The organism is Pseudomonas sp. 50_B, assembly GCF_017491625.1.
Lineage (GTDB): Bacteria > Pseudomonadota > Gammaproteobacteria > Pseudomonadales > Pseudomonadaceae > Aquipseudomonas > Aquipseudomonas danubii.
This window is the reverse complement of the sequence record NZ_JAFGYX010000001.1, coordinates 450,011-470,750: the sequence shown is the minus strand read 5'-3', so window position 1 is coordinate 470,750 and position 20,740 is coordinate 450,011. Positions and strand designations below refer to the sequence as shown.

Annotated in this window: 19 protein-coding genes; 6 read left to right on the top strand and 13 right to left on the bottom strand. The window is 61.4% G+C overall.

What is annotated here, in order from left to right:
- Positions 1-10 precede the first annotated feature (10 nt).
- A complete protein-coding gene (locus J5M73_RS02255; protein ID WP_102862148.1) occupies positions 11-793 on the bottom strand; it encodes a gamma-glutamyl-gamma-aminobutyrate hydrolase family protein in 783 nt (260 codons plus the stop codon).
- A 278-nt stretch (positions 794-1,071) separates the two neighbouring features.
- On the opposite strand from J5M73_RS02255, the gene J5M73_RS02250 reads away from it, so the two are divergent.
- Together J5M73_RS02250 and J5M73_RS02245 are read left to right on the top strand one after the other, a co-directional pair.
- Positions 1,072-2,448 carry a glutamine synthetase family protein gene (locus tag J5M73_RS02250; protein ID WP_085581012.1) on the top strand — a complete coding sequence of 459 codons (1,377 nt, stop codon included), beginning with the start codon at positions 1,072-1,074 and terminating at the stop codon, positions 2,446-2,448.
- A gap of 132 nt (positions 2,449-2,580) precedes the next feature.
- Complete coding sequence (locus J5M73_RS02245; RefSeq protein ID WP_102862149.1) at positions 2,581-3,219, top strand: TetR/AcrR family transcriptional regulator; 639 nt, start codon at positions 2,581-2,583, stop codon at positions 3,217-3,219.
- A gap of 4 nt (positions 3,220-3,223) precedes the next feature.
- Here J5M73_RS02245 and coaA read toward each other — a convergent pair whose 3' ends face one another.
- The 11 genes from coaA to argE form a co-directional block, all read right to left on the bottom strand.
- Positions 3,224-4,141, bottom strand: a complete 918-nt coding sequence (coaA, locus tag J5M73_RS02240; RefSeq protein WP_102862150.1) for a type I pantothenate kinase — start codon at positions 4,139-4,141, stop codon at positions 3,224-3,226.
- A 120-nt stretch (positions 4,142-4,261) separates the two neighbouring features.
- Positions 4,262-4,477: a TOBE domain-containing protein gene (locus J5M73_RS02235; RefSeq protein ID WP_011064106.1), complete on the bottom strand. Its 216-nt coding sequence runs from the start codon at positions 4,475-4,477 to the stop codon at positions 4,262-4,264.
- A 35-nt stretch (positions 4,478-4,512) separates the two neighbouring features.
- On the bottom strand, positions 4,513-5,319 hold the full coding sequence (gene ssuB, locus J5M73_RS02230; protein ID WP_102862151.1) for an aliphatic sulfonates ABC transporter ATP-binding protein: 807 nt from the start codon (positions 5,317-5,319) through the stop codon (positions 4,513-4,515).
- Positions 5,316-6,104, bottom strand: a complete 789-nt coding sequence (ssuC, locus tag J5M73_RS02225; protein ID WP_102862152.1) for an aliphatic sulfonate ABC transporter permease SsuC — start codon at positions 6,102-6,104, stop codon at positions 5,316-5,318. Before ssuC ends, ssuB begins: the two co-directional genes overlap by 4 nt.
- 9 nt (positions 6,105-6,113) lie before the next feature.
- The gene (ssuD, locus tag J5M73_RS02220; protein WP_102862153.1) at positions 6,114-7,262 is read right to left on the bottom strand and encodes an FMNH2-dependent alkanesulfonate monooxygenase; all 1,149 of its coding nucleotides are present in this window, start codon (positions 7,260-7,262) and stop codon (positions 6,114-6,116) included.
- A gap of 24 nt (positions 7,263-7,286) precedes the next feature.
- Positions 7,287-8,252 carry a sulfonate ABC transporter substrate-binding protein gene (locus J5M73_RS02215; protein WP_102862154.1) on the bottom strand — a complete coding sequence of 322 codons (966 nt, stop codon included), beginning with the start codon at positions 8,250-8,252 and terminating at the stop codon, positions 7,287-7,289.
- A gap of 90 nt (positions 8,253-8,342) precedes the next feature.
- On the bottom strand, positions 8,343-8,936 hold the full coding sequence (gene ssuE / locus J5M73_RS02210; RefSeq protein ID WP_102862155.1) for an NADPH-dependent FMN reductase: 594 nt from the start codon (positions 8,934-8,936) through the stop codon (positions 8,343-8,345).
- Between the two features lie 312 nt (positions 8,937-9,248).
- Positions 9,249-9,887 carry a peroxiredoxin gene (locus J5M73_RS02205; RefSeq protein ID WP_102862156.1) on the bottom strand — a complete coding sequence of 213 codons (639 nt, stop codon included), beginning with the start codon at positions 9,885-9,887 and terminating at the stop codon, positions 9,249-9,251.
- A gap of 274 nt (positions 9,888-10,161) precedes the next feature.
- Positions 10,162-11,535 (bottom strand): OprD family porin, encoded by a 1,374-nt coding sequence (locus J5M73_RS02200; protein ID WP_102862157.1) that lies wholly within the window; start codon positions 11,533-11,535, stop codon positions 10,162-10,164.
- A 499-nt stretch (positions 11,536-12,034) separates the two neighbouring features.
- Complete coding sequence (gene argA / locus J5M73_RS02195; RefSeq protein ID WP_102862158.1) at positions 12,035-13,333, bottom strand: amino-acid N-acetyltransferase; 1,299 nt, start codon at positions 13,331-13,333, stop codon at positions 12,035-12,037.
- 136 nt (positions 13,334-13,469) lie between these two features.
- The gene (argE, locus tag J5M73_RS02190) at positions 13,470-14,627 is read right to left on the bottom strand and encodes an acetylornithine deacetylase (RefSeq protein ID WP_102862159.1); all 1,158 of its coding nucleotides are present in this window, start codon (positions 14,625-14,627) and stop codon (positions 13,470-13,472) included.
- A 159-nt stretch (positions 14,628-14,786) separates the two neighbouring features.
- Between argE and J5M73_RS02185 the strand changes: the two genes are divergently transcribed.
- A complete protein-coding gene (locus J5M73_RS02185; protein ID WP_102862160.1) occupies positions 14,787-16,154 on the top strand; it encodes a CYTH domain-containing protein in 1,368 nt (455 codons plus the stop codon).
- A gap of 9 nt (positions 16,155-16,163) precedes the next feature.
- Here J5M73_RS02185 and J5M73_RS02180 read toward each other — a convergent pair whose 3' ends face one another.
- On the bottom strand, positions 16,164-16,634 hold the full coding sequence (locus J5M73_RS02180; protein WP_065902318.1) for an Lrp/AsnC family transcriptional regulator: 471 nt from the start codon (positions 16,632-16,634) through the stop codon (positions 16,164-16,166).
- A gap of 124 nt (positions 16,635-16,758) precedes the next feature.
- Between J5M73_RS02180 and J5M73_RS02175 the strand changes: the two genes are divergently transcribed.
- The 3 genes from J5M73_RS02175 (at position 16,759) to J5M73_RS02165 (ending at position 20,666) form a co-directional block, all read left to right on the top strand.
- Positions 16,759-17,088 carry a hypothetical protein gene (locus J5M73_RS02175; RefSeq protein ID WP_102862161.1) on the top strand — a complete coding sequence of 110 codons (330 nt, stop codon included), beginning with the start codon at positions 16,759-16,761 and terminating at the stop codon, positions 17,086-17,088.
- A 111-nt stretch (positions 17,089-17,199) separates the two neighbouring features.
- Entirely contained in the window at positions 17,200-18,978 is a 1,779-nt protein-coding gene (locus J5M73_RS02170; RefSeq protein WP_102862162.1) for a GspE/PulE family protein, read from the top strand.
- An 80-nt stretch (positions 18,979-19,058) separates the two neighbouring features.
- Positions 19,059-20,666 (top strand): methyl-accepting chemotaxis protein, encoded by a 1,608-nt coding sequence (locus J5M73_RS02165; RefSeq protein ID WP_102862163.1) that lies wholly within the window; start codon positions 19,059-19,061, stop codon positions 20,664-20,666.
- The last annotated feature ends 74 nt before the right edge of the window (positions 20,667-20,740 follow it).

The following is a 20,740-nucleotide window of genomic DNA, read 5'->3' as shown; positions in this document are numbered from 1 at the left end:
CTCTATTAAGTCAGGCGTTGTGTGACGCTTCAGCGTCGCGTTGTTTTGCCCGTTTGCGGCAGGCATCACCAAAAGCCTGGAAGATGGCCAGATAGTGAGGATTGCAGCTTACCTGCCATTCGGGGTGCCATTGCACCCCCAAAGCAAATGCCTTGCCTCCCTCGACCGAGATGGCTTCCACCAGACCGTCAGGCGCCAGCGCCTCGACCCGCAGGCCCGGCGCCAGACGTTCAACGCCTTGAGCATGAATCGAGTTGACTTGAATCTTCTGCGGCAGGCCCAGATTTGCCAGGACCCCACCCGCCTGGACGTGCAAATCATGGGCAGGCGCGTACCAGGCATCCAGGGGCTGACCAGGCTCGTCATCATGGCGGTGGTCCATGAACGGCTGCACGTCATGCACGTTCTGATGAAGGCTGCCGCCCAGGGCTACATTCATTTCCTGGAATCCACGACAGATGCCCAGCACCGGAACACCGGCTTCGACGGCGGCATTCAACAGCGGCAGAGTGGCCGCGTCCCGTGCAGAATCATGAGCAGTGCCCGGCGCGCTGGCAGGCCCCTGGTAATGGAAAGGTTCGATATTGGAGGGAGAACCGGTAAAGAGGATGCCGTCCAGACCGTCCAGAATATCGGACGGGGAAAGCAACTGCGCCACGGACGGAAGAATCACCGGCACGCCCTGGGCTGCGCTGGCTACTGCCTGTACATACTCGTCGCCACTGATGTGATAGGCATGCAGACCGATCTGCCTGGAGCAGGCGGTGATGCCGATTAACGGCAGGCGAGACATGAAACACCCCGGTATTATTGCTGTTATGGGTTTGATTCGAGCTTAGCCTTGTTCATTTTTTTACACAACACCCCCGTAAAAAATACAACACGGCCCGCTCAAGTCTGCGCTACCCGAGGCAGTCGAGTCCCAAAAAACGCCCTGTTTTGCCCCAAAAGAGCCTCGCCAGCCCTTTATTAGGGCGTAAAGAGCCTTACTTGACTTCGGCATGCCGTTCGGGTTGACTGAAACCAGAAAAGATCAATGATTGATATTTTTAACAACAAAGGTGTTGCATCATGTCGGTACCCCCGCGTGCCGTTCAGCTCAACGAAGCGAACGCGTTCCTTAAGGAACATCCTGAGGTTCTGTACGTTGACCTTCTGATTGCGGATATGAATGGTGTGGTGCGCGGCAAGCGCATCGAACGCACCAGCCTCCACAAGGTTTACGAGAAAGGCATCAACCTGCCGGCCTCCCTGTTTGCCCTGGATATCAATGGCTCTACGGTGGAAAGCACCGGCCTGGGCCTGGACATCGGCGATGCTGACCGAATCTGCTATCCAATCCCCGATACCCTGTGCAACGAGCCCTGGCAGAAGCGTCCTACCGCGCAACTGCTGATGACCATGCACGAGCTTGAAGGCGATCCGTTCTTCGCCGATCCACGAGAAGTACTGCGCCAGGTCGTGGCCAAGTTCGACGAACTGGGACTGACCATCTGCGCCGCCTTCGAACTGGAGTTCTACCTGATCGACCAGGAGAACGTGAACGGCCGTCCACAACCGCCACGTTCGCCGATCTCCGGCAAACGCCCGCACTCCACCCAGGTCTACCTGATCGACGATCTCGACGAATACGTCGACTGCCTCCAGGACATTCTGGAAGGTGCCAAGGAACAAGGCATCCCGGCCGACGCCATCGTCAAGGAAAGTGCCCCGGCACAATTCGAAGTCAACCTGCACCACGTGGCCGACCCGATCAAGGCATGCGACTACGCGGTACTGCTCAAGCGCCTGATCAAGAACATCGCCTACGACCATGAGATGGATACCACCTTCATGGCCAAGCCTTACCCAGGCCAGGCGGGCAACGGTCTGCACGTCCACATTTCGGTTCTGGATAAAGATGGCAAGAACATCTTTGCCAGCGAGGATCCCGAGCAGAACGCCGCACTGCGTCACGCGATCGGCGGTGTGCTCGAGACCCTGCCGGCGCAGATGGCCTTCCTCTGCCCGAACGTCAACTCCTACCGTCGTTTCGGCGCACAGTTCTATGTGCCGAACTCGCCGAGCTGGGGCCTGGACAACCGCACCGTGGCCCTGCGGGTGCCGACCGGTTCGGCCGATGCCGTGCGCCTGGAACACAGGGTCGCCGGCGCCGACGCCAACCCGTACTTGTTGATGGCCTCGGTCCTGGCGGGCGTGCACCACGGCCTGACCAACAAGATCGAGCCACCGGCGCCGACCGAAGGCAACAGCTACGAGCAGAACGAGCAGAGCCTGCCGAACAACTTGCGCGATGCCCTGCGCGAGCTGGACGACAGTGAGGTAATGGCCAAGTACATCGATCCGAAGTACATCGATATCTTCGTGGCCTGCAAAGAGAGCGAGCTGGAAGAGTTCGAACACTCCATCTCCGACCTCGAGTACAACTGGTACCTGCACACCGTTTAAGCGGTTGTTGCAAAAAAACGCCGCGGAGCTGACAGCCCCGCGGCGTTTTTTTGTGCCACTGATCCATGGCCGGCGGATACAGGAACTCTGACGCTCTCGCGTACAATGCCCGCTGCCCAGTAGGAGACACCGATGACGCGCACCGCCCCTCTTCGCAAACCCCGTGCACGCAGCCAGGCCCGGATCGACTCGATACTCGACGCCGCCCGGACCCTGCTCGCCAGCGAGGGTGTGGCCAGCCTGTCGATCTACAGCGTGGCCGAACGGGCGCAGATTCCACCGTCCTCGGTCTATCACTTCTTCGCCAGTGTCCCGGCCCTGCTGGAAGCCCTGACCGCCGATGTCCACGAAGCGTTTCGCGCCTGCCTGCAAGCGCCCATCGACCACGACCGGCTCGACAGTTGGCGGGACCTGTCACGCCTGGTCGAACAACGCATGCTCGACATCTACGGCGAGGACGCGGCGGCCCGCCAGTTGATCCTTGCCCAGCACGGTTTGACGGAAGTCACCCAGGCCGATCGCCAGCACGACATTGAGCTGGGTGACCTGATGCACAAGCGGTTCAATCACCACTTCGAGCTGCCGACACTGCCCCAGGATGTGGATGTATTCGCCCTGGCCATGGAGCTGGGAGACCGGGTGTACGCGCGATCGGTGCAGCAGCACGGGCAGATCACCCCGCGCATGGCGGAGGAAGGCATGCGGGTCTTCGATGCCTACCTGAGCCTTTACTTGCCGCCCTACCTGCCCAAGCGCCCAACGCCGCTCTGAGCGCTCACACCTGCCGCAGCAGCAACCTGTCGATGCTGTGATCCGCTGATTTGTGAATGATCAGGTTCGCCCGTTCCCGGGTCGGCAGGATGTTTTCGACGAGATTCTTCAGATTGACCCGGTCCCAGGTATCGGACGCCACCGACAAGGCGTCAAGGTCCGAAAGCCCCTTGTACTTGTTGAAATAGGAATCTGCCGCCTGAAAAGCGGTGTTCTTCAAGTAGACAAAGCGCTCCAGGTACCAGGCTTTGATCGCCTCCTCGGACGCATCGACGTAAATGGAGAAGTCGATGAAATCCAGGGAGCTCAGGCCTTGCCCCTGCTCCCCCTGCAGTACATTCAGGCCTTCGAGGATGATGATGTCCGGAGCCTCCACCGACTGCGCCTCATCGGCCAGGATGTCGTAGCGGACGTGGGAGTAGATGGGGATCTTCACGGACTCACCCTTCCTGCACACCGATTGCAGAAAATCCACGAACAACGGCTCATCGTAGGACTCGGGAAATCCCTTGCGGTGCAGGATATTTTTTTCCTGAAGGGTCGCCAGGGGGAAAAGAAAGGAGTCCGTAGTCACCAGATGCACATTGGGCTTGTCCGGCCAATAGGCCAGAAGGGCCGCCAGGACCCTGGCAAAACTGCTTTTGCCCACCGCGACACTGCCGGAAACACCTATGACATAAGGCGCCTTGAAACCTGCCTGGGGGGCCTTGAGTGACTCTACCTGGGCCGCATGCAAATGCAGCAGGCGCGACAGCGGGAGCAGGATCTGCCTCACCTCCTCGGGCGCCATGGGCTGGGTCGGACTGGTCAGCGTCTCCATCTCGGACGGTGACAGACTCATGGGTTCTGCGGCCCGCAGAGCTGACCAGCGCTCGCGATCAAACTCCAGATACCCTACGTTTGGACCCTGCTCTGTTGTCATGTTTGTACTGTTCAGGCCTTGCCGAAAGCAGGGAAAGTATCAAATCTGACCGTTATTTACAGCGTCCATGAAAAAAGCCCCGAAGGACTCGCACCCTTCGGGGCTGTTGCACTGCATCGCTCACAACTTGGCGATCGACACCTCGGTGGATTTCACGAAGGCAATCACCTCGCTGCCGATGGACAGTTCCAGCTCCTTGACCGAGCGGGTGGTGATCACCGAAGTGACAATCCCGGAAGCCGTCTGCACATCGATTTCCGACAGCACATCACCTTCGACGATTTCCTTGATGGTGCCTTTGAACTGATTGCGTACGTTGATGGCTTTAATGGTCATGGTATTTCTCCTGGGGTCGAATATGAGTCGCTGTTTTAAAGAGCCCAGCGCAACTGCGTGGGCAAGGGTGAAACGGGTTCCGGCTCCGGCGGTGAGCCTGGCAGTGACAGCACGCGATTGAGGACTTCGGTTTCCAGGGCCGCCAGGCGATGGGAACCGCGCACCCGCGGGCGTGGCAGCTCGACGTGCAGGTCAAGGCCCACCTCGCCGTCCTCGATCAGGATCACCCGATCGGCAATTGCCACGGCTTCGCTGACATCGTGGGTCACCAGCAATACGGTGAAGCCATGTTGCTGCCATAAACGTTCGATCAACTGCTGCATCTCGATCCGGGTCAAGGCATCCAGTGCTCCCAGCGGCTCGTCCAGCAGCAACAGTCGCGGCTGGTGAATCAGGGCTCGGGCCAAGGCCACCCGCTGCTTCTGGCCACCTGACAGCGCCGCCGGCCATTCATGGGCGCGATCGGCCAGGCCCACCGCCTCAAGGGCTTCCAGGGCCTGGGGCCGCCAGTGGCCCTTGAGGCCGAGCCCAACGTTGTCGATGACTTTCTTCCAGGGCAGCAAACGCGCCTCCTGGAACATCAGCCGGGTGTCTTCGATGGCTGCGCTCAAGGGCGCGGAACCGGCCAGCAACTCACCGCCCGAAGGCTGGTCGAGACCGGCCAGCAGGCGCAGCAAGGTGCTTTTGCCGCAACCGCTGCGGCCCACCACAGCCACGAACTGACCGGCAGGAATGTGCAGATCGATTTCCCGCAGCACCTGCCGCGCCCCAAAGGTCTTTTGCAATTTGCGCACGGCCAGGGGAATGCCCCGCAGCAGCCGTGGAGGTTGTTGAGCCGTCATTGGGCATCTCCCCTGGCCACTTGATAGGCCGGATGCCAGCGCAGCCAGACTCGTTCCAGGCCCCGCGCCGCAAGGTCTGCAAGCTTGCCTAGCAGCGCATACATGACGATGGCCAGCACCACCACATCGGTCTGCAGGAACTCCCGGGCATTCATGGCCAGATAGCCGATGCCGGAGCTGGCGGAGATGGTTTCCGCGACGATCAGGGTCAGCCACATGAAGCCCAGGGCAAAACGCACGCCCACCAGGATCGAGGGCAAGGCTCCCGGCAGGATCACTTGGCGAAACAGCGCAAACCCCGACAAGCCATAGCTACGGGCCATTTCCACCAGCGCCGGATCGACGTTGCGAATGCCGTGGTACGTGTTGAGGTAGATCGGAAACAGAGTGCCCAGCGCCACCAGGAAAATCTTCGCCGACTCGTCGATGCCGAACCACAGAATCACCAGGGGAATCAGCGCCAAGTGCGGTACGTTGCGGATCATCTGCACCGAGCTGTCCAGCAAGCGTTCACCCCATTTCGACAAGCCGGTGATGAAGCCCAGCACCAGGCCGATACCGCCACCGATGACAAAGCCCAGCCCCGCACGCCAGCCACTGATAGCCAGGTGGGTCCAGATATCACCGCTGCGGACCAGGCTGATCCCGGCTTCGATCACCGCGCTGGGAGCCGGCAGGATGCGGGTCGACAGCCAACCCGCCGACACCGACAGTTGCCACACCGCGAGCAACAGCAACGGCAGCCCCCAGGGCGCCAGCCGATGCACTATGCGTTGTCCATTCATGGCCGCACCTCAGCTCTGGGACGCGGCTTTGGGAAGGATGTCATTGGCGACCATCTCCCCGAACGGGCTGACGTAACCGGCGGCTTCGGGCAGCTTGGGCCGTTCGATATCCAGGTGCGGAAACAGCAACTCGGCCACGCGATAGGACTCTTCCAGGTGTGGATAACCGGAGAAGATGAAGGTATCGATGCCCAGGTCCGCGTACTCTTTCATCCGCGCCGCCACCGTAGGGCCATCGCCCACCAGTGCGGTGCCGGCCCCGCCACGCACCAGACCCACTCCGGCCCAGAGATTGGGGCTGACTTCCAGCTTGTCGCGACGCCCCCCATGCAGGGCCGCCATGCGCTGCTGGCCCACGGAATCGAAGCGCGCCAGGGACGCCTGGGCCCGAGCGATGGTGTCGTCGTCCAGATGGGAAATCAGGCGCTCGGCGGCCTGCCAGGCCTCGGCATTGGTTTCCCGCACAATCACGTGCAGGCGGATGCCGAAGCGCACGGAGCGTCCGAGCTTGGCTGCCTTGTCCCGCACTTGCTGGATCTTCTCGGCCACGGCGGCCGGTGGCTCGCCCCAGGTCAGGACCATGTCCACCTGCTCGGCGGCCAGATCCTGGGCGGCTTCCGAAGAGCCACCGAAATACAGCGGCGGGCGCGGTTGCTGCAGCGGTGGATAGAGCAGCTTGGCGCCCTTCACGCTGATGTGTTGGCCGTCATAGTCCACGGTTTCGCCTTCCAGCACCCGGCGCCAGATACGGGTGAACTCCACGGAGGCCTGGTAACGCTCTTCATGGTCGAGGAACAGGCCATCGCCGGCCAGTTCGTCCGGATCACCCCCGGTCACCAGGTTGAACAGCGCCCGGCCACCGGACAAGCGATCCAGGGTTGCCGCCTGACGCGCCGCCACCGTCGGGGAAATGATCCCGGGGCGCAGGGCGACCAGGAACTTCAGACGCTGGGTCACCGGAATCAGCGAAGCCGCCACCAACCAGGAATCCTCGCAGGAGCGCCCGGTGGGGATCAGCACCCCGCCAAACCCCAGGCGGTCGGCGGCCTGGGCGATCTGCTGCAGGTAGGCATGATCCACGGCGCGAGCGCCTTCGGCGGTGCCTAGGTAATGGCCGTCGCCGTGGGTGGGCAGAAACCAGAAGATGTTGAGGCTCATGGAGTTGTCTCCTAAGGGGTCGATTTACGGCGCTTTGGCCACGGCGGCAGGGGGCGTCCAGATCACGTCTTTGATGCTCAGCGGCTTGGGAATCAGCTTGAGCTGATAGAAGCTGTCGGCAATTTTCTGCTGCGCGGCGATCACTTCCGGGGTCAGGAAGGCCGCACCGTAGCCCTGGCGTTTCACCGAGGTCAGGGTGATGTCGGTAGACAGACCCAGCAGCGGCGCCACTTGCTGGGTGACCTCCTGCGGGTTGGCCTTGGACCACTCGCCCACGGCCCGCACTTCTTCCACCAGGGCCTTGATCACCTCGGGGTGCTGCTGTGCGTAGGGTTTGGTCGCCAGGTAGAACTGGTGGTTGTCGACGATGCCACTGCCGTCACGCAGCGTGCGTGCCTGCAGTTGCTGCTCGGCTGCCGCCTGGTAGGGGTCCCAGATCACCCAGGCGTCGACGCTGCCACGCTCGAACGCCGCTCGGGCATCGGCCGGAGGCAGGAACACGGTCTGGATATCGCTGTACTTGAGGCCGGCGTCTTCCAGGGCGCGGACCAGCAGGTAATGAACGTTGGAGCCCTTGTTCAGCACCACTTTCTTGCCCTTGAGGTCCTGCACCGACTTGATCGGCGAGTCCTTGGGCACCAGGATCGCTTCGCTATGGGGCGCCGGTGGTTCGTAGGCCACATAGAGCAGGTCGGCACCGGCGGCCTGGGCGAACACCGGCGGGGTTTCGCCGGTCACGCCGAAGTCGATGGAACCGACGTTCAGCCCTTCCAGCAACTGCGGACCACCCGGAAACTCGGTCCACTTCACGTCCACACCCTGCTGCGCCAGGCGCTTTTCCAGGGTGCCCTTGGCCTTGAGCAGCACCAGGGTGCCGTATTTCTGATAACCGATACGCAAGGTCTCGGCTTGAGCTTGAACAATGGCGCCGAAGGACACAGCCGCAGCAAACAGAGCGACCAGACCGCGACGCAAAATGACAGGGCGCATGGCGCTCTCCTTTTTGCTGTGGGGTTGTGGCTGCACCTGCTTGCCCGTTGGCGGGCGAGTAAGGCCAGTACTTCAAATCAGGGGTGTGGCTCAAATGCTCCAGCGAGCACTCAACAGCCGTTCATTCAATACATGCGGGTCCAGCGGTTTGGGGCGACGGGCCATGGCGCTGTGAAACTGCTCCAGAGCCTCTTTCAAACGCAGCTCCAGAGCCTCGGCCAGCTGCGGCTGCACACTGCCTTCGCCATAAGCGATCTGGCTGTCCTCGGCAAAGATGCCCTGGAGCATTTCCTGGGCCTTGAGTGCCGAGAGCACAGGCTTGAGGGCGTAATCCACCGCCAGCATGTGGGCGATGCTGCCACCTGTGGCCATGGGCAGCACCACCTTGTGGCTCAGTGCGCGTTCCGGCAGCAGATCGAGCAGGGTTTTCAGCGCCCCGGAAAACGACGCCTTGTACACCGGTGTGGCGATCAGCAGGCCGTCGGCCTGTTCAATGTGTTGCAGCAGGTTGATGACCATGGCGCTGTCAAAGCGAGCGTGAAGCAGATCCTCGGCCGGGAAGTCCCGCACCTGGTAACTGACCACTTCCACGCCTTGCTGCTGCAACCAGCGCTTGGCCAACTCCAGCAGCACCCCGGAACGGGAGCGTTGGCTGGGACTGCCACCGAGAGAGACCACCAGCATGCAGGGGATTCCTTGAACAAGATAAAGCGATTCGCGGGATGCGATCTCGCCGGACTGAACAGACCTTAACAGCCTATTTTTATATCCATAAATCTTATTTATTCATTTGTTTATTCCTTAAATGAATATAAGGAACGATGATTTCCAGGCAAAAAAATAGGCCGTCGAAACGGCCTTAAAACCCCTGCTTTGTGGTTCTGTTACCTCGGCGTTCAGCGTAGGAACGGGCTTGCCCGCGAAAGAGTCCGCAAAACCTGCACCGGCCTCACCACCACCTTCGCCGGCAAGCCGGCTCCTACAGCGGTGAGTGGGTCAGCGATTGGGCTGCGGCGTCAGGCGCAGGTAAGGCTTCACTGCGCGATAACCTCTGGGAAAGCGGCGTTTGATCTCTTCCTCGTCCTTGAGCGAGGGCACTATCACCACCTCGTCACCGTCCTGCCAGTTGGCCGGAGTGGCCACTTTGTAGTTGTCGGTGAGTTGCAACGAGTCAATCACCCGGAGAATTTCGTGGAAGTTGCGCCCAGTACTGGCGGGATAGGTGATGGTCAGGCGAATCTTCTTGTTCGGGTCGATGACGAACAGCGAACGCACGGTCAGCGTGTCGCTGGCATTGGGATGAATCAGGTCATAGAGGTCCGACACTTTGCGATCGGCGTCCGCCAGGATCGGAAAATTGACGATGGTGTGCTGGGTTTCGTTTATGTCTTCGATCCAGCGGTGATGGGAATCCACCGGGTCCACCGACAGGGCAATGGCTTTGACTCCGCGCTGAGCGAACTCATCCTTGAGCTTGGCGGTGAAACCCAGCTCGGTGGTGCACACCGGCGTGAAGTCTGCGGGGTGGGAAAACAGCACGCCCCAGCTATCGCCCAGCCACTCGTGGAAACGAATCTTGCCGGCACTGGAATCCTGTTCGAAGTCGGGGGCGATGTCGCCCAGTCTGAGGCTCATGGGGTGCTGCTCCTGTGAGTGCGTGATGGAGCTACTCTGCCTGCACCGGAGCTTATTTAAAAAGAATAAATATCGATTTATTCATAACCAAATTGAATATTAAAAATCTCTTCACTGGACGCGCGCGCAGGCGAAGACCACCCTTCTCAACAAGGTTCGAGAAGGCCTTGAGTAGCTGTACAACGAGGGGGATTCAGGAAGGGCTCACGGGGGTGGGCCTGACTTGAAGCAATACCTCGCCCGGCATTGCGCCGGGCGAGGCTTTATCTCGCTATTACAACAGCGGGATCGAGTAGCTGACGATCAGACGGTTTTCGTCCTGATCGCGCTGGCCCGGGATGTCGTTACGCCACATGGCGTTCTTCCAGGTCAGGCCGAGGTTTTTCAACGGACCTTCCGGAATCACGTAGGCAACGGTCAGGTCACGTTCCCACTCGGAGCGGCCAGTGGCCGAAACTGTACGTTGAGGAGTGGTAGACCCCACCTTGCCGGATGTATCGATGTTGTCGCCACGCAGGTAAACCACACCTGCGGTCAGACCTGGCAGACCCACTTTGGCGAAATCGTAGGAGTAGCGAGCTTGCCAGGTGCGTTCGCCGGCACGGGCGAATTTCTGGATCTGCATGTCGGTGGTCAGGTAAGCCGACGAGCCGTCACCCTGGTTCAGCCAAGGGAAATCGCTGTCACCGTTGCTGACCTGATAGCCGCCGCCGAAGGTGTGGCCGGAAACCGAGTACAGGAACAAGCCACTGAGCAGACGGTTATCAACCTTGCCCTTGGTGATGCCAGTGCCGTAGTCACCGGTGGTGTAGTAAGCCGAGTCGTGGCCATTGGCACCGTCGTTACGGCTGTTGAAGTAGCGCAGGTCAGACTTCAATACGCCCGGGCCGATAGCCCAGTTGTGCAGCAGGCCCACAAAGTGCTGTTTGTAGAAGTCTTGCAGGTTGCCGTAGTAGTACTGAGCCGTCAGGTCTTTGGTGATTTTGTAGTCACCGCCACCGTAGATGAACTTGTTGCTATCACGGCCTGCTGCTGTGTGAGCATTGGCGCCAGCAATGGACAACTCTTCGTTGTTGCTGGAGTTACGACCTTTGGCGTGCTCGATCTGGCCACCGACCAGAGTCAAATCCTTGATCTCGTTGGTAGTGATCTGGCCGCCCTGGAAGGTTTGCGGCAGCATGCGACCATCGTTGGTCACGATAACCGGCAGTTTTGGCTGCAGGGTGCCCAGCTTCAGTTCGGTCTGCGAGACCTTGGCTTTGGCAGTCAGGCCCAGGCTGGAATAGTTATCAACGGCTTCGCCATTAGACTTGCTTGGGAAGACGGTGCCGCCATAGGAAGTGGAGGTGGCGCCGTTAGTACCGCCGCCCGAGTCCAGCTTGATGCCCAGCAAGCCGATTGCATCCAGACCGAAACCGACGGTGCCCTCGGTGTAACCGGAAGTGAAGTTGAGTTGGAAGCCTTGGCCCCACTCTTCCTGCTTACTCTGGGCACCCGCAGCTTTGGCATCGCCATCGCGGTTATCGGTATTGATATAGAAGTTGCGCAGCCCCAAGGTAGCCTTGCTGTCTTCGATGAAACCGGCGGCGCCTGCCTGCTGCGCCAAAACCCCTACGGCCACAGCCAGGGCCAAGGTGGACTTGTTCATGTTTCGCTCCTCTCGTTTCTAATTCTTGTGGTTCCTGGCCCCAGATCGAACGCCCGGGTGCCACAGATGCGCGATTAGCGCCAGACCGTGACCGACAAGTCAATCGTAACTATCTATGTCTACGACCATGGTCTAATCGCAGTGATTTGGTCCATGCAGGGTAATGAATTACTCATAAACCCAAAAAGAATTGTTTAGTCCTTTTTCATGCTTTTCAGGAATAACGCTAGCCACTGTAAAGCCGAGAGTCCCGGCCTAGGCACTCGCAAGCTTATTTCTGAAAATATTTCCCCGATTCAGCCCTTCAAGGTCCTCCCCGCGCCAGAGGCGTAAAACGTCATGGAGGATCGAAAAAGCGACGCATCATGGCTAAGAGCCTATCCTCCCGTCAATTTGTTACAGTTTTTGTGTCGAAATGAAATTTTTCTGACATGTGCAGAAAACGACAACGCCTCGATCCTGGGGTCGAGGCGCTGTGTATTGCAGAACAGAAATGGACTCAGAGGGCCTTTTCGAAGATCTTCGAATTGCGCTGGTAGTTGTACAGCGAGGCCCTGGCCGACGGCAGACGTTCGACGCTACTGGGCACAAAACCCCGCTCGCGAAACCAGTGGGCGGTGCGGGTAGTGAGGACGAACAAAGTCTTCAACCCTTGAGCACGGGCCCGGGTTTCAATCCTTTCCAACAGTTCATCACCGCGCTTGCCATGACGATACTCCGGGTTCACCGCAAGGCAGGCCAGCTCGCCGGCGTCGGAGTCGGCAATCTGGTACAAGGCAGCGCAGGCAATGATCATGCCCTCGCGCTCGACCACGCTGAACTGTTCGATCTCACGCTCCAGCACCTCCCGGGAGCGCCGTACCAGGATGCCCTGTTCTTCCAGCGGGCTGATCAGATCCAACAAACCACCGACATCTTCAATCGCCGCCTCGCGCACCCGCTCGAATTGCTCTTGGGCCACCAGGGTGCCGCCGCCATCACGGGTAAAGAGTTCCGTCAGCAGGGCGCCATCTTCGGCATAACTGACGATGTGGCTACGTCCCACACCCCCACGACAGGCCTCGGCAGCGGCATCCAGCAGTTCGGCCTGGTAATTGCTGCCCAGGCGCTGCAAGTGGGCCGGAACCTGTTGCGGGCGCAACTCGCGCACCAGCTTGCCGTTTTCATCCAGCAGCCCCGGGTCGGCGCCGAACAGCAGCAGCTTGTCGGCCCCCAGATCGATGGCGGCGCGAGTTGCCACGTCCTCGCAAGCCAGGTTGAAGGTTTCGCCAGTGGGCGAATACCCCAAAGGCGACAGCAGCACGATGGAGCGCTCGTCCAGCAGGCGATTGATGCCCTTGCGATCGACCCGACGCACTTCACCGGTGTGGTGGTAGTCGACACCTTCCAGCACGCCGATCGGACGGGCCGTCACCAGGTTGCCGCTGGCGACCCGCAACCGCGAGCCCTGCATGGGCGAGGAGGCCATGTCCATGGACAGACGCGCCTCGATGGCAATGCGCAACTGGCCCACGGCGTCGATCACGCACTCCAGGGTCGCCGCGTCGGTAATCCGCAGGCCGTGATGGTAATGGGGCGCCAGACCGCGAGCCGCCAGACGGGCTTCGATCTGTGGCCGTGAACCGTGCACCAGCACCAGGCGAACCCCCAGGCTGTGGAGCAGCACCAGGTCGTGGACGATATTGCCGAAGTTGGGGTGCTCAACGCCGTCGCCGGGGAGCATGACCACGAAGGTACAGTCACGGTGAGCGTTGATATAGGGAGACGCGTGGCGGAGCCAATTGACGTATTCGGGCATGAACCTGAGCCTGTAAATAAAAAGCAGCCTATAAAAGGACGAAACGGAAAACGCACAGCGGGCTGATGGTTATCGTCGGAACAGGCTTGGCAACACGCTTACTCTCCTCATGGGTACGGATCAGGACGCCGGTAATTTACTGAAATTGGGCCGGCGTCAGGCAGTAATGTTCAATCAACTCTCGTAGCAACTGCACAGTAGGCTGCAAGCGTGACATTTCGAGGTACTCCCCAGGCTGGTGGGCGCAGGCAATATCGCCCGGGCCCAGCACCAGCGTCTCGCAGCCAAGGCGCTGAAGATAAGGCGCTTCAGTGCCAAACGCTACTGCTTCGGCACGATGCCCGGTAAGCCGCTCCGCCACCCGCACCAGCTCAGCGTCCTCGGGCTGCTCGAACGGCGGCACCGCAGGGAACAGCGGCGCATAGTCGATCTGCACTTCATGCCGCTCGGCAATGGGTTGAAGTTTCTGCCGGATCGCCTCGCGCAGCACTTGCGGGTCCATGCCCGGCAAGGGACGCAGGTCGAACTCCAGGGAGCACTGGCCGCAGATACGGTTGGGGTTGTCGCCACCGTGGATGCAGCCGAAGTTCAAGGTCGGTTGCGGCACGCTGAACTGTGGATTGCGGTACTCGCGCTGCCACAGCAGCCGCAACCCCCGCAGTTCGCCGATGGCGTCGTGCATGGCCTCCAGAGCGCTACGCCCCAGGCGCGGGTCAGAGGAATGACCACTGCGCCCGAGGATATCGATGCGCTCCATCATCACCCCCTTGTGCAGGCGGATCGGCTTGAGGCCCGTGGGCTCGCCGATCACCGCCGCGCGCCCCAGGGGCCGCCCGGCTTCCGCCAGGGCCCGGGCACCGGCCATGGAGCTTTCTTCATCACAGGTCGCAAGGATCAGCAGCGGCTGCTTGAATGGCTGCTCCAGCAACGGTCGCACCGCTTCGATGATCAAGGCGAAAAAGCCCTTCATGTCACAACTGCCCAGACCGACCCAGCGGCCGTCGACCTCGGTCAACTTCAGCGGATCGGTCTGCCATAAAGCGGCATCGAACGGCACCGTATCACTGTGCCCGGCCAGTACCAGGCCACCGGGACCGCTACCGAAGCTGGCCAGCAGATTGAACTTGCCGGGGCTGACCTGCTGGATATCGCAGGCAAAACCGAGGTCGCCAAGCCAACTGGCCAACAAGTAGATGACCGGACGGTTGGACTGGTCCAGCGCAGCTTGAGTGCAGCTCACCGACGGCGCGGCGATCAGTGCAGCGAACTGATCTTTCATGGACGGCAATGGCATGAACTGGCTCCGCAAATCCCAAGATGAGGACCATCATAGAGGCATCTCGTGAGAGGAAGGAACCGTCGTGGCGCCTCCGGGCGCCTGGTCCTGTACACTGCACGGCCTTGGCAGCCAACTCTTCCCCCGGCTGCACTCCCGATCCTGGATTTTCCGGCCATGCAGAAAGAAACCGAAATCAAACTCCGCGTCAGCCGCGAAACCCTCGCCGCCCTGCGCGAGCACCCGCTACTGAAAAAACGCAACAAAAGTGGCTGGGAACGCCGTGAGCTGATGAACCAGTACTTCGACACCCCAGAGCGCGATCTGGCCCGGGCCAAAGTCGCCCTGCGCCTGCGTCGTGACGGTGACGCAGTGATCCAGACCCTCAAGACCAGCGGCCAGAGCGTTGCCGGCCTGTCCGAGCGCAACGAGTACGACTGGTCGTTGGCCAAAGCCAAGCTCGACGTGAAAAAACTCGACGGCGAATGCTGGCCCGAAGCCCTGGCCGAGCTGGACAAAAAGACCCTCAAGCCGCTGTTCACCACCGACTTTGTCCGTGAACGCGCGGAAATCGCCTGGGGCCGTGGCAAGGCCAAAGTGGTGATCGAGGCGGCCCTGGACCTGGGCCAGGTGATCGCCGGCAAGCACAAGGAAGAAATCTGCGAGCTGGAGCTGGAACTGCGTGAAGGCGAACCCGCTGCTCTGCTGGAACTGGCGGCGGAGCTGGCCCTCACCCTGCCCCTGATGCCCTGCGACATCAGCAAGGCCGAGCGTGGCTATCGCCTGTTCGATGCCGGTAGCTACTCCTTGAGCCTGCCGGCGCCACAGCTGAGCGCCGAAACCCCGCTGGACGATGCCTTCGCCGCCCTGGCCTGGCACCTGCTGGGCAGCAGCCAGCGCCTGGCCGAACAGTATCGCTTCAATGGTCACTGGCGCCTGCTGCAGGACTGGGTGGATAACCTCGCCGAGCTGCGAGCTCTGGCCAGCAGCCTGGGCCAAGCCGCGCCACGCCAATCCACCGCTGAGCTGCGTAGCGCCCTGGATGCCCTGCTGGAAGACTGGCGTCCGCTGGTACAAGCCGGCCTCGACGATGAAGACGTGCGCAAAGCCGCGCCGGAGCAGTTCATCGAGGAACTGCAGGACGTACGCTGGGGCCTGTTCTCCCTGAACACCTCGCGCTGGCTGCTGGCCCGAGCCTGGACCGCCGAGCGCAACACCCGTGGCAACCGCCAGGGTGCTGCGCAACTGGGCAGCTGGCTGCCACGCCTGCTGGCCGAGGAAGCGACCTCCCTGCAACTGCCGCGCTACCAGCAGCAGCCGGAAGATCTGGCCGAGCAGTTGCCGCGGATCGAACGTATCCAGGCCTGGCTGCACCACGCCCGCGCCGCGCTGGACATTCCGGAGCTGGACCGCCTCTACGGTGAACTGAACAAGCTGGCACAACTGGCCAACGAGCCCATTACCGACGAAGCCCTCGATGCCCGCAAGCAACAGGCCATCGCGGTGTTCCAGAACCGCGCCTGGAAAACCCTGCTGCGCATGTAAGCCGCCCCCTCAGCGCAGTACCGGCAGGCTGGTGGTGGACTTGATCTCCGACAGGGCAACGATCGAGTTCACCTCCTGAATGCCGGGTACCATGGACAGTTTCTCGAAGAAAAACCGCTCATAGGCTTCGATGTCCGCGGTCACGATGCGCAGCAGGAAATCCACCGCCCCCATCAGCACATAACACTCCAGCACCTCCGGAAAACCGCGAATCGCCTCGGTGAACTCGGTGAAGTTGGAGCGTCCGTGGGCGTTGAGCTTGATCTCGGCAAAGATCTGCGTGTTGAGGCCGATCTTCTTGCGATCAAGCAAGGTCACCTGGCCACGGATCACCCCCTCTTCCTTCAAGCGTTGAATCCGCCGCCAGCACGGTGACTGGGACAAGCCCACCTGTTCGGCAATCTGCGCACTGGAAAGTGACGCGTCCTCTTGCAGCAACGCGAGTATCCGGCGGTCGTAGGCGTCCAGCTCGCTATGCATAATAAATTCCCTTATCTATAAAAACTTGAATCAAACAATTCTACTTTCATGAATTCCGCTCAATCTTAGATAAGAAATACCCGAAACCGAATGTAAAAATTTCTCCACTGATCTGGAGACTGCCATGCCCCATCTCGAACCCGCTCCTGGCCAATCATCCCGCGCCGATGTCTGGAACCAGAACAATATCCACTGTCGCGTGCGCTATCAGATGACGGCCGAGGCCGAAGCCGATGTCCTGTGTCGGGTGCTCAACCACTTCGCCCTGCAATTTCTGGTGCCCCAGCGGGTCACGGTGATCCAGCAAGACGCCACGCTGCACATCGACGTGGAACTCGACGGCCTGAGTTGGCACCGGGCTCGGGTGATCGGCGACAAGTTGCGCAACCTGATCAGCGTCTGCTCGGTAGAACTGGAACGGGCAGAGCCGGCGCAACTGCAGGCCGCTGGCTGAGGCCGGAAAAACCCTGCAACCCTTGGCAGGCGGCGGCCCAGTCTGGCGGGGCTATTCTTGGCCATTTGTGGTCAGAGACCCGCGTCTGGACAACAGCCCCAAGGAGCCCCCATGGCTGCCGCACACATTGCCCAGGATCACTGGCTGGACCTCAGTGAGCTGCTGCGTGAACTGCTGGCCCAGGGCCGCATCAGCCAGGATGCCGCCGAACAGGCCCTCAGCATCCGACGTCATGGCACCAGCCCCCCCTTGCATCCCCTGGAACTGATTGCCAGTCAGCATCTGCCGGACTTGCAGCGTCCCGGCCAGCATCTGGACCTGGACAGCCTCACCGCGTGGCTGGCCCGGCGCGCCGGCCAGCCCTACCTGCGCATCGACCCGTTGCAGATCGACGTCGCCAGCATCACCCCGCTGATGTCCTGCGCCTTCGCCCAGCGGCACAAGATCCTCGCCGTGGCGGTGGATGCCCAAAGCGTCACCGTGGCCAGCGCCCAGCCCTATGTCAGCGCCTGGGAGGCCGATCTGGCCCATGTCCTCAAGCGCTCGATCCACCGGGTGGTGGCCAGCCCGGTGGATATCCAGCGCCTGACCCTGGAGTTCTATCGCCTGGCCAAATCGGTCAGCGGGGCCAGCAGCGAGCAAAGGACAAGCGGCCCGGGCAACCTCGAGCAACTGCTCAAGCTCGGGGCCAGCGACCAGGAGCCGGATGCCGACGACGCCCACATCATCAACATCGTCGACTGGCTGTTTCAGTACGCCTTCCAGCAACGGGCCAGCGATATCCATATCGAGCCCCGCCGCGAGCACGGCACCCTGCGCTTTCGCATCGACGGGGTGCTGCACGGCGTCTACCAGTTCCCGCCCCAGGTGACCCTGGCCATCGTCAGCCGCCTCAAGAGCCTGGGACGGATGAACGTCGCGGAAAAACGCAAACCCCAGGATGGCCGGGTCAAGACCCGTACTCCAGAAGGCAGCGAGATCGAGTTGCGGCTCTCGACCCTGCCCACGGTCTTTGGCGAAAAGTTGGTGATGCGCATCTTCGACCCGCAGGTGCTGCTCAAGGATTTCGATCAGCTGGGCTTCGGCGCCGACGACTTGAACCGTTGGCAAGCCATGACCGCGCAGGCTCACGGCATCATCCTGGTGACCGGCCCCACAGGCTCGGGCAAGACCAGCACCCTCTACACCACCTTGAAAAAGCTCGCGAGCCCCGAGATCAACCTGTGCACCATCGAAGACCCGATCGAGATGATCGAGCCGGCGTTCAACCAGATGCAGGTGCAGCACAATATCGACCTGAGTTTTTCCAGCGGCGTGCGTGCATTGATGCGCCAGGACCCGGACATCATCATGATCGGCGAGATCCGCGACCTGGAGACCGCCGAAATGGCTATCCAGGCTGCACTCACCGGGCACCTGGTGCTCTCCACCCTGCACACCAACGATGCCCCCGGAGCCATCAGCCGCCTACTGGAACTGGGAGTGCCTCACTATCTGATCAAGGCCACCCTGATCGGCGTCATGGCCCAACGCTTGCTGCGTACCCTGTGCCCCCACTGCAAGGCGCCCGCCGCCCTCGCCCCGGATGACTGGCAGAGCCTGACCTCCCCCCGACAATTGCCGCTCCCGCCCCTGAGCAAAAAGGCCGTGGGCTGCGCAGAGTGCCGTGGCACCGGCTATCACGGACGTACCGGCGTCTACGAAATCATGCCCTTGAGTACCCCGCTCAAAGCCCTTGTTCGAGACGACCTCGACCTCGCCGGCCTGCGTCGCCAGGCTTGCGACGACGGCATGCGCAGCCTGCGCCTGGCCGCCGCACAAAAGCTTGCCGATGGCCTGACCAGCCTGGAGGAAGTGCTGCGGGTGACACCTCAAAGCGAAAACCAGTAACCAGACCCCGCTCGCCCGGAGGCGAACCCCAAGTGCTGGGCTACGCTTTAACCACCGCCAAGACAAGCAGGAAGCCAGGCATGAATATTCGTCACAACATGATCGCCTCCGGGGTTCTCAGCCTGCTGGCCATTGCCCTGGTAGCCGGCCTCGGCCTCTGGGGACAGTCACGCCTGGCCAAGGCCCTGCATGACAATGAAGTCAATGCCAGTGCCCTGCGCAATCACCTGGAAGCCGACATGATGCACGACGCCCTGCGGGCCGATGTGCTGGAGGCTCTGAGCAGCCAGCCTGGCGACAGCGCGGCCGCAGAGGAGGTGCGCAACAGTCTGCGCGAACACGGCGATTGGTTCCGCAAGGCCCTGGCGGAAAACGCCCGGCTGCCCCTGGCGCCGGATATCCGCGATGCCATCAGCGAGTTGCAGCCAGTCCTGGAAAGCTACATTCATGCGGCCGAAAGCATCGCCGAACAGGCCCTCAAGGACCCCCAGGCCGCGCGCCTGCAAATGCCGGAGTTTTCTCAGCGTTTCAGTGAAGTGGAGACCCGCAACTCGGCACTGAGCAGCAAGATCGAAGCCGCTACCGCACAGACCAGCGCAGACAGTGAAACCGCCGTACGCCAAGCCGCCTGGTGGCTGATCGGCGGCAGTCTGATTGCCGCCCTGGCCCTGTGCCTGTTGACCCGCCAGTTGCTCATCCGGGTCCTCAAGCCCCTGGAAAAATCCGTCGCCACGGCCCGGGCCATCGCCCAGGGCAACCTGACCATGCCCATCAGTGTCGACAGCCGGGACGAAGCCGGCCAGTTGCAACAGGCCCTTGGCGAAATGCAGGACAACCTGCGGCAGATGATCACCACCATCCGCCATGAGAGCGAGGAGTTGCGGGGGCGTTCCCACAGCCTCAGCGACACCTCGCTGGGCATCGCCGACGGCGCCACCGAGCAGGCCGACGGCGCCACCGACATGGCAGCAGCCATGGAGCAGATGATCAGCAACATTGCCCAGGTCGCCGAGCACGCCCGCAACGCCCAGGGCATTGCCGCCCAGTCCGAGTCCCTGGCCGGCAGCGGCGGCCAGGTGATCCTCGGGGTCGTGGACGGCATGAGCCACATCGCCGAGGCGGTGAACCAGTCGTCCCAGAGCATCACCGCCCTGGGCCAGTCCTCGGAGGAGATCCATTCGATCATCCAGGTGATCAATGGCATCGCCGAGCAGACCAACCTGCTGGCCCTGAATGCCGCCATCGAAGCGGCCCGGGCCGGCGAGGCCGGACGCGGATTCGCCGTGGTCGCCGACGAGGTGCGCAACCTGGCGGCGCGCACCGCGCAATCCACCCGGGAGATCACCGGCATGATCGAGCGCATCCGTGAAACCACCGAGCAAGCAGTGAGCAGCATGCAAACCGGGGTCAGCCGGGTCAGCGACGGGGTACACATGGCCCAGCAGGCGGGGACTTCGATCAACGAGATTCGCCAGGGAGCCCAACGTTCGGCGCTGATGGTGGAAGAGATTTCCCACACCATCGGCGAGCAGTCCAAGGCCAGCAGCGAAGTGGCGCAACGGGTGGAGATGATCAGTCAGGTAGCCCGGCGCAACAGCCAGGCCATGCGTGAGCTGACCCAAACGGTGGAGCAGATGGAAAACTCTGTGGCGACCCTGCAAACCTCGGTCACCCGCTTCCAGCTTTGAACCTTGCGGCGTGCCCGAATCGCGCCGGTGATGTGTGTCCTGATGATGCAAGGACCAAGGTATGCCGGCGCCGG

What these genes read in the sequence shown, in the direction of transcription:
- J5M73_RS02200 (WP_102862157.1), bottom strand. Translation starts at nt 11,535, where the DNA reads ATGAACAAGTCCACCTTGGCCCTGGCTGTGGCCGTAGGGGTTTTGGCG.
- J5M73_RS02245 (WP_102862149.1), top strand. Translation starts at nt 2,581, where the DNA reads ATGACGCGCACCGCCCCTCTTCGCAAACCCCGTGCACGCAGCCAGGCC.
- J5M73_RS02255 (WP_102862148.1), bottom strand. Translation starts at nt 793, where the DNA reads ATGTCTCGCCTGCCGTTAATCGGCATCACCGCCTGCTCCAGGCAGATC.
- J5M73_RS02205 (WP_102862156.1), bottom strand. Translation starts at nt 9,887, where the DNA reads ATGAGCCTCAGACTGGGCGACATCGCCCCCGACTTCGAACAGGATTCC.
- ssuE (WP_102862155.1), bottom strand. Translation starts at nt 8,936, where the DNA reads ATGCTGGTGGTCTCTCTCGGTGGCAGTCCCAGCCAACGCTCCCGTTCC.
- ssuD (WP_102862153.1), bottom strand. Translation starts at nt 7,262, where the DNA reads ATGAGCCTCAACATCTTCTGGTTTCTGCCCACCCACGGCGACGGCCAT.
- J5M73_RS02215 (WP_102862154.1), bottom strand. Translation starts at nt 8,252, where the DNA reads ATGCGCCCTGTCATTTTGCGTCGCGGTCTGGTCGCTCTGTTTGCTGCG.
- J5M73_RS02185 (WP_102862160.1), top strand. Translation starts at nt 14,787, where the DNA reads ATGCAGAAAGAAACCGAAATCAAACTCCGCGTCAGCCGCGAAACCCTC.
- ssuC (WP_102862152.1), bottom strand. Translation starts at nt 6,104, where the DNA reads ATGAATGGACAACGCATAGTGCATCGGCTGGCGCCCTGGGGGCTGCCG.
- J5M73_RS02165 (WP_102862163.1), top strand. Translation starts at nt 19,059, where the DNA reads ATGAATATTCGTCACAACATGATCGCCTCCGGGGTTCTCAGCCTGCTG.
- J5M73_RS02175 (WP_102862161.1), top strand. Translation starts at nt 16,759, where the DNA reads ATGCCCCATCTCGAACCCGCTCCTGGCCAATCATCCCGCGCCGATGTC.
- J5M73_RS02180 (WP_065902318.1), bottom strand. Translation starts at nt 16,634, where the DNA reads ATGCATAGCGAGCTGGACGCCTACGACCGCCGGATACTCGCGTTGCTG.
- ssuB (WP_102862151.1), bottom strand. Translation starts at nt 5,319, where the DNA reads ATGACGGCTCAACAACCTCCACGGCTGCTGCGGGGCATTCCCCTGGCC.
- argA (WP_102862158.1), bottom strand. Translation starts at nt 13,333, where the DNA reads ATGCCCGAATACGTCAATTGGCTCCGCCACGCGTCTCCCTATATCAAC.
- coaA (WP_102862150.1), bottom strand. Translation starts at nt 4,141, where the DNA reads ATGACAACAGAGCAGGGTCCAAACGTAGGGTATCTGGAGTTTGATCGC.
- J5M73_RS02250 (WP_085581012.1), top strand. Translation starts at nt 1,072, where the DNA reads ATGTCGGTACCCCCGCGTGCCGTTCAGCTCAACGAAGCGAACGCGTTC.
- argE (WP_102862159.1), bottom strand. Translation starts at nt 14,627, where the DNA reads ATGCCATTGCCGTCCATGAAAGATCAGTTCGCTGCACTGATCGCCGCG.
- J5M73_RS02170 (WP_102862162.1), top strand. Translation starts at nt 17,200, where the DNA reads ATGGCTGCCGCACACATTGCCCAGGATCACTGGCTGGACCTCAGTGAG.
- J5M73_RS02235 (WP_011064106.1), bottom strand. Translation starts at nt 4,477, where the DNA reads ATGACCATTAAAGCCATCAACGTACGCAATCAGTTCAAAGGCACCATC.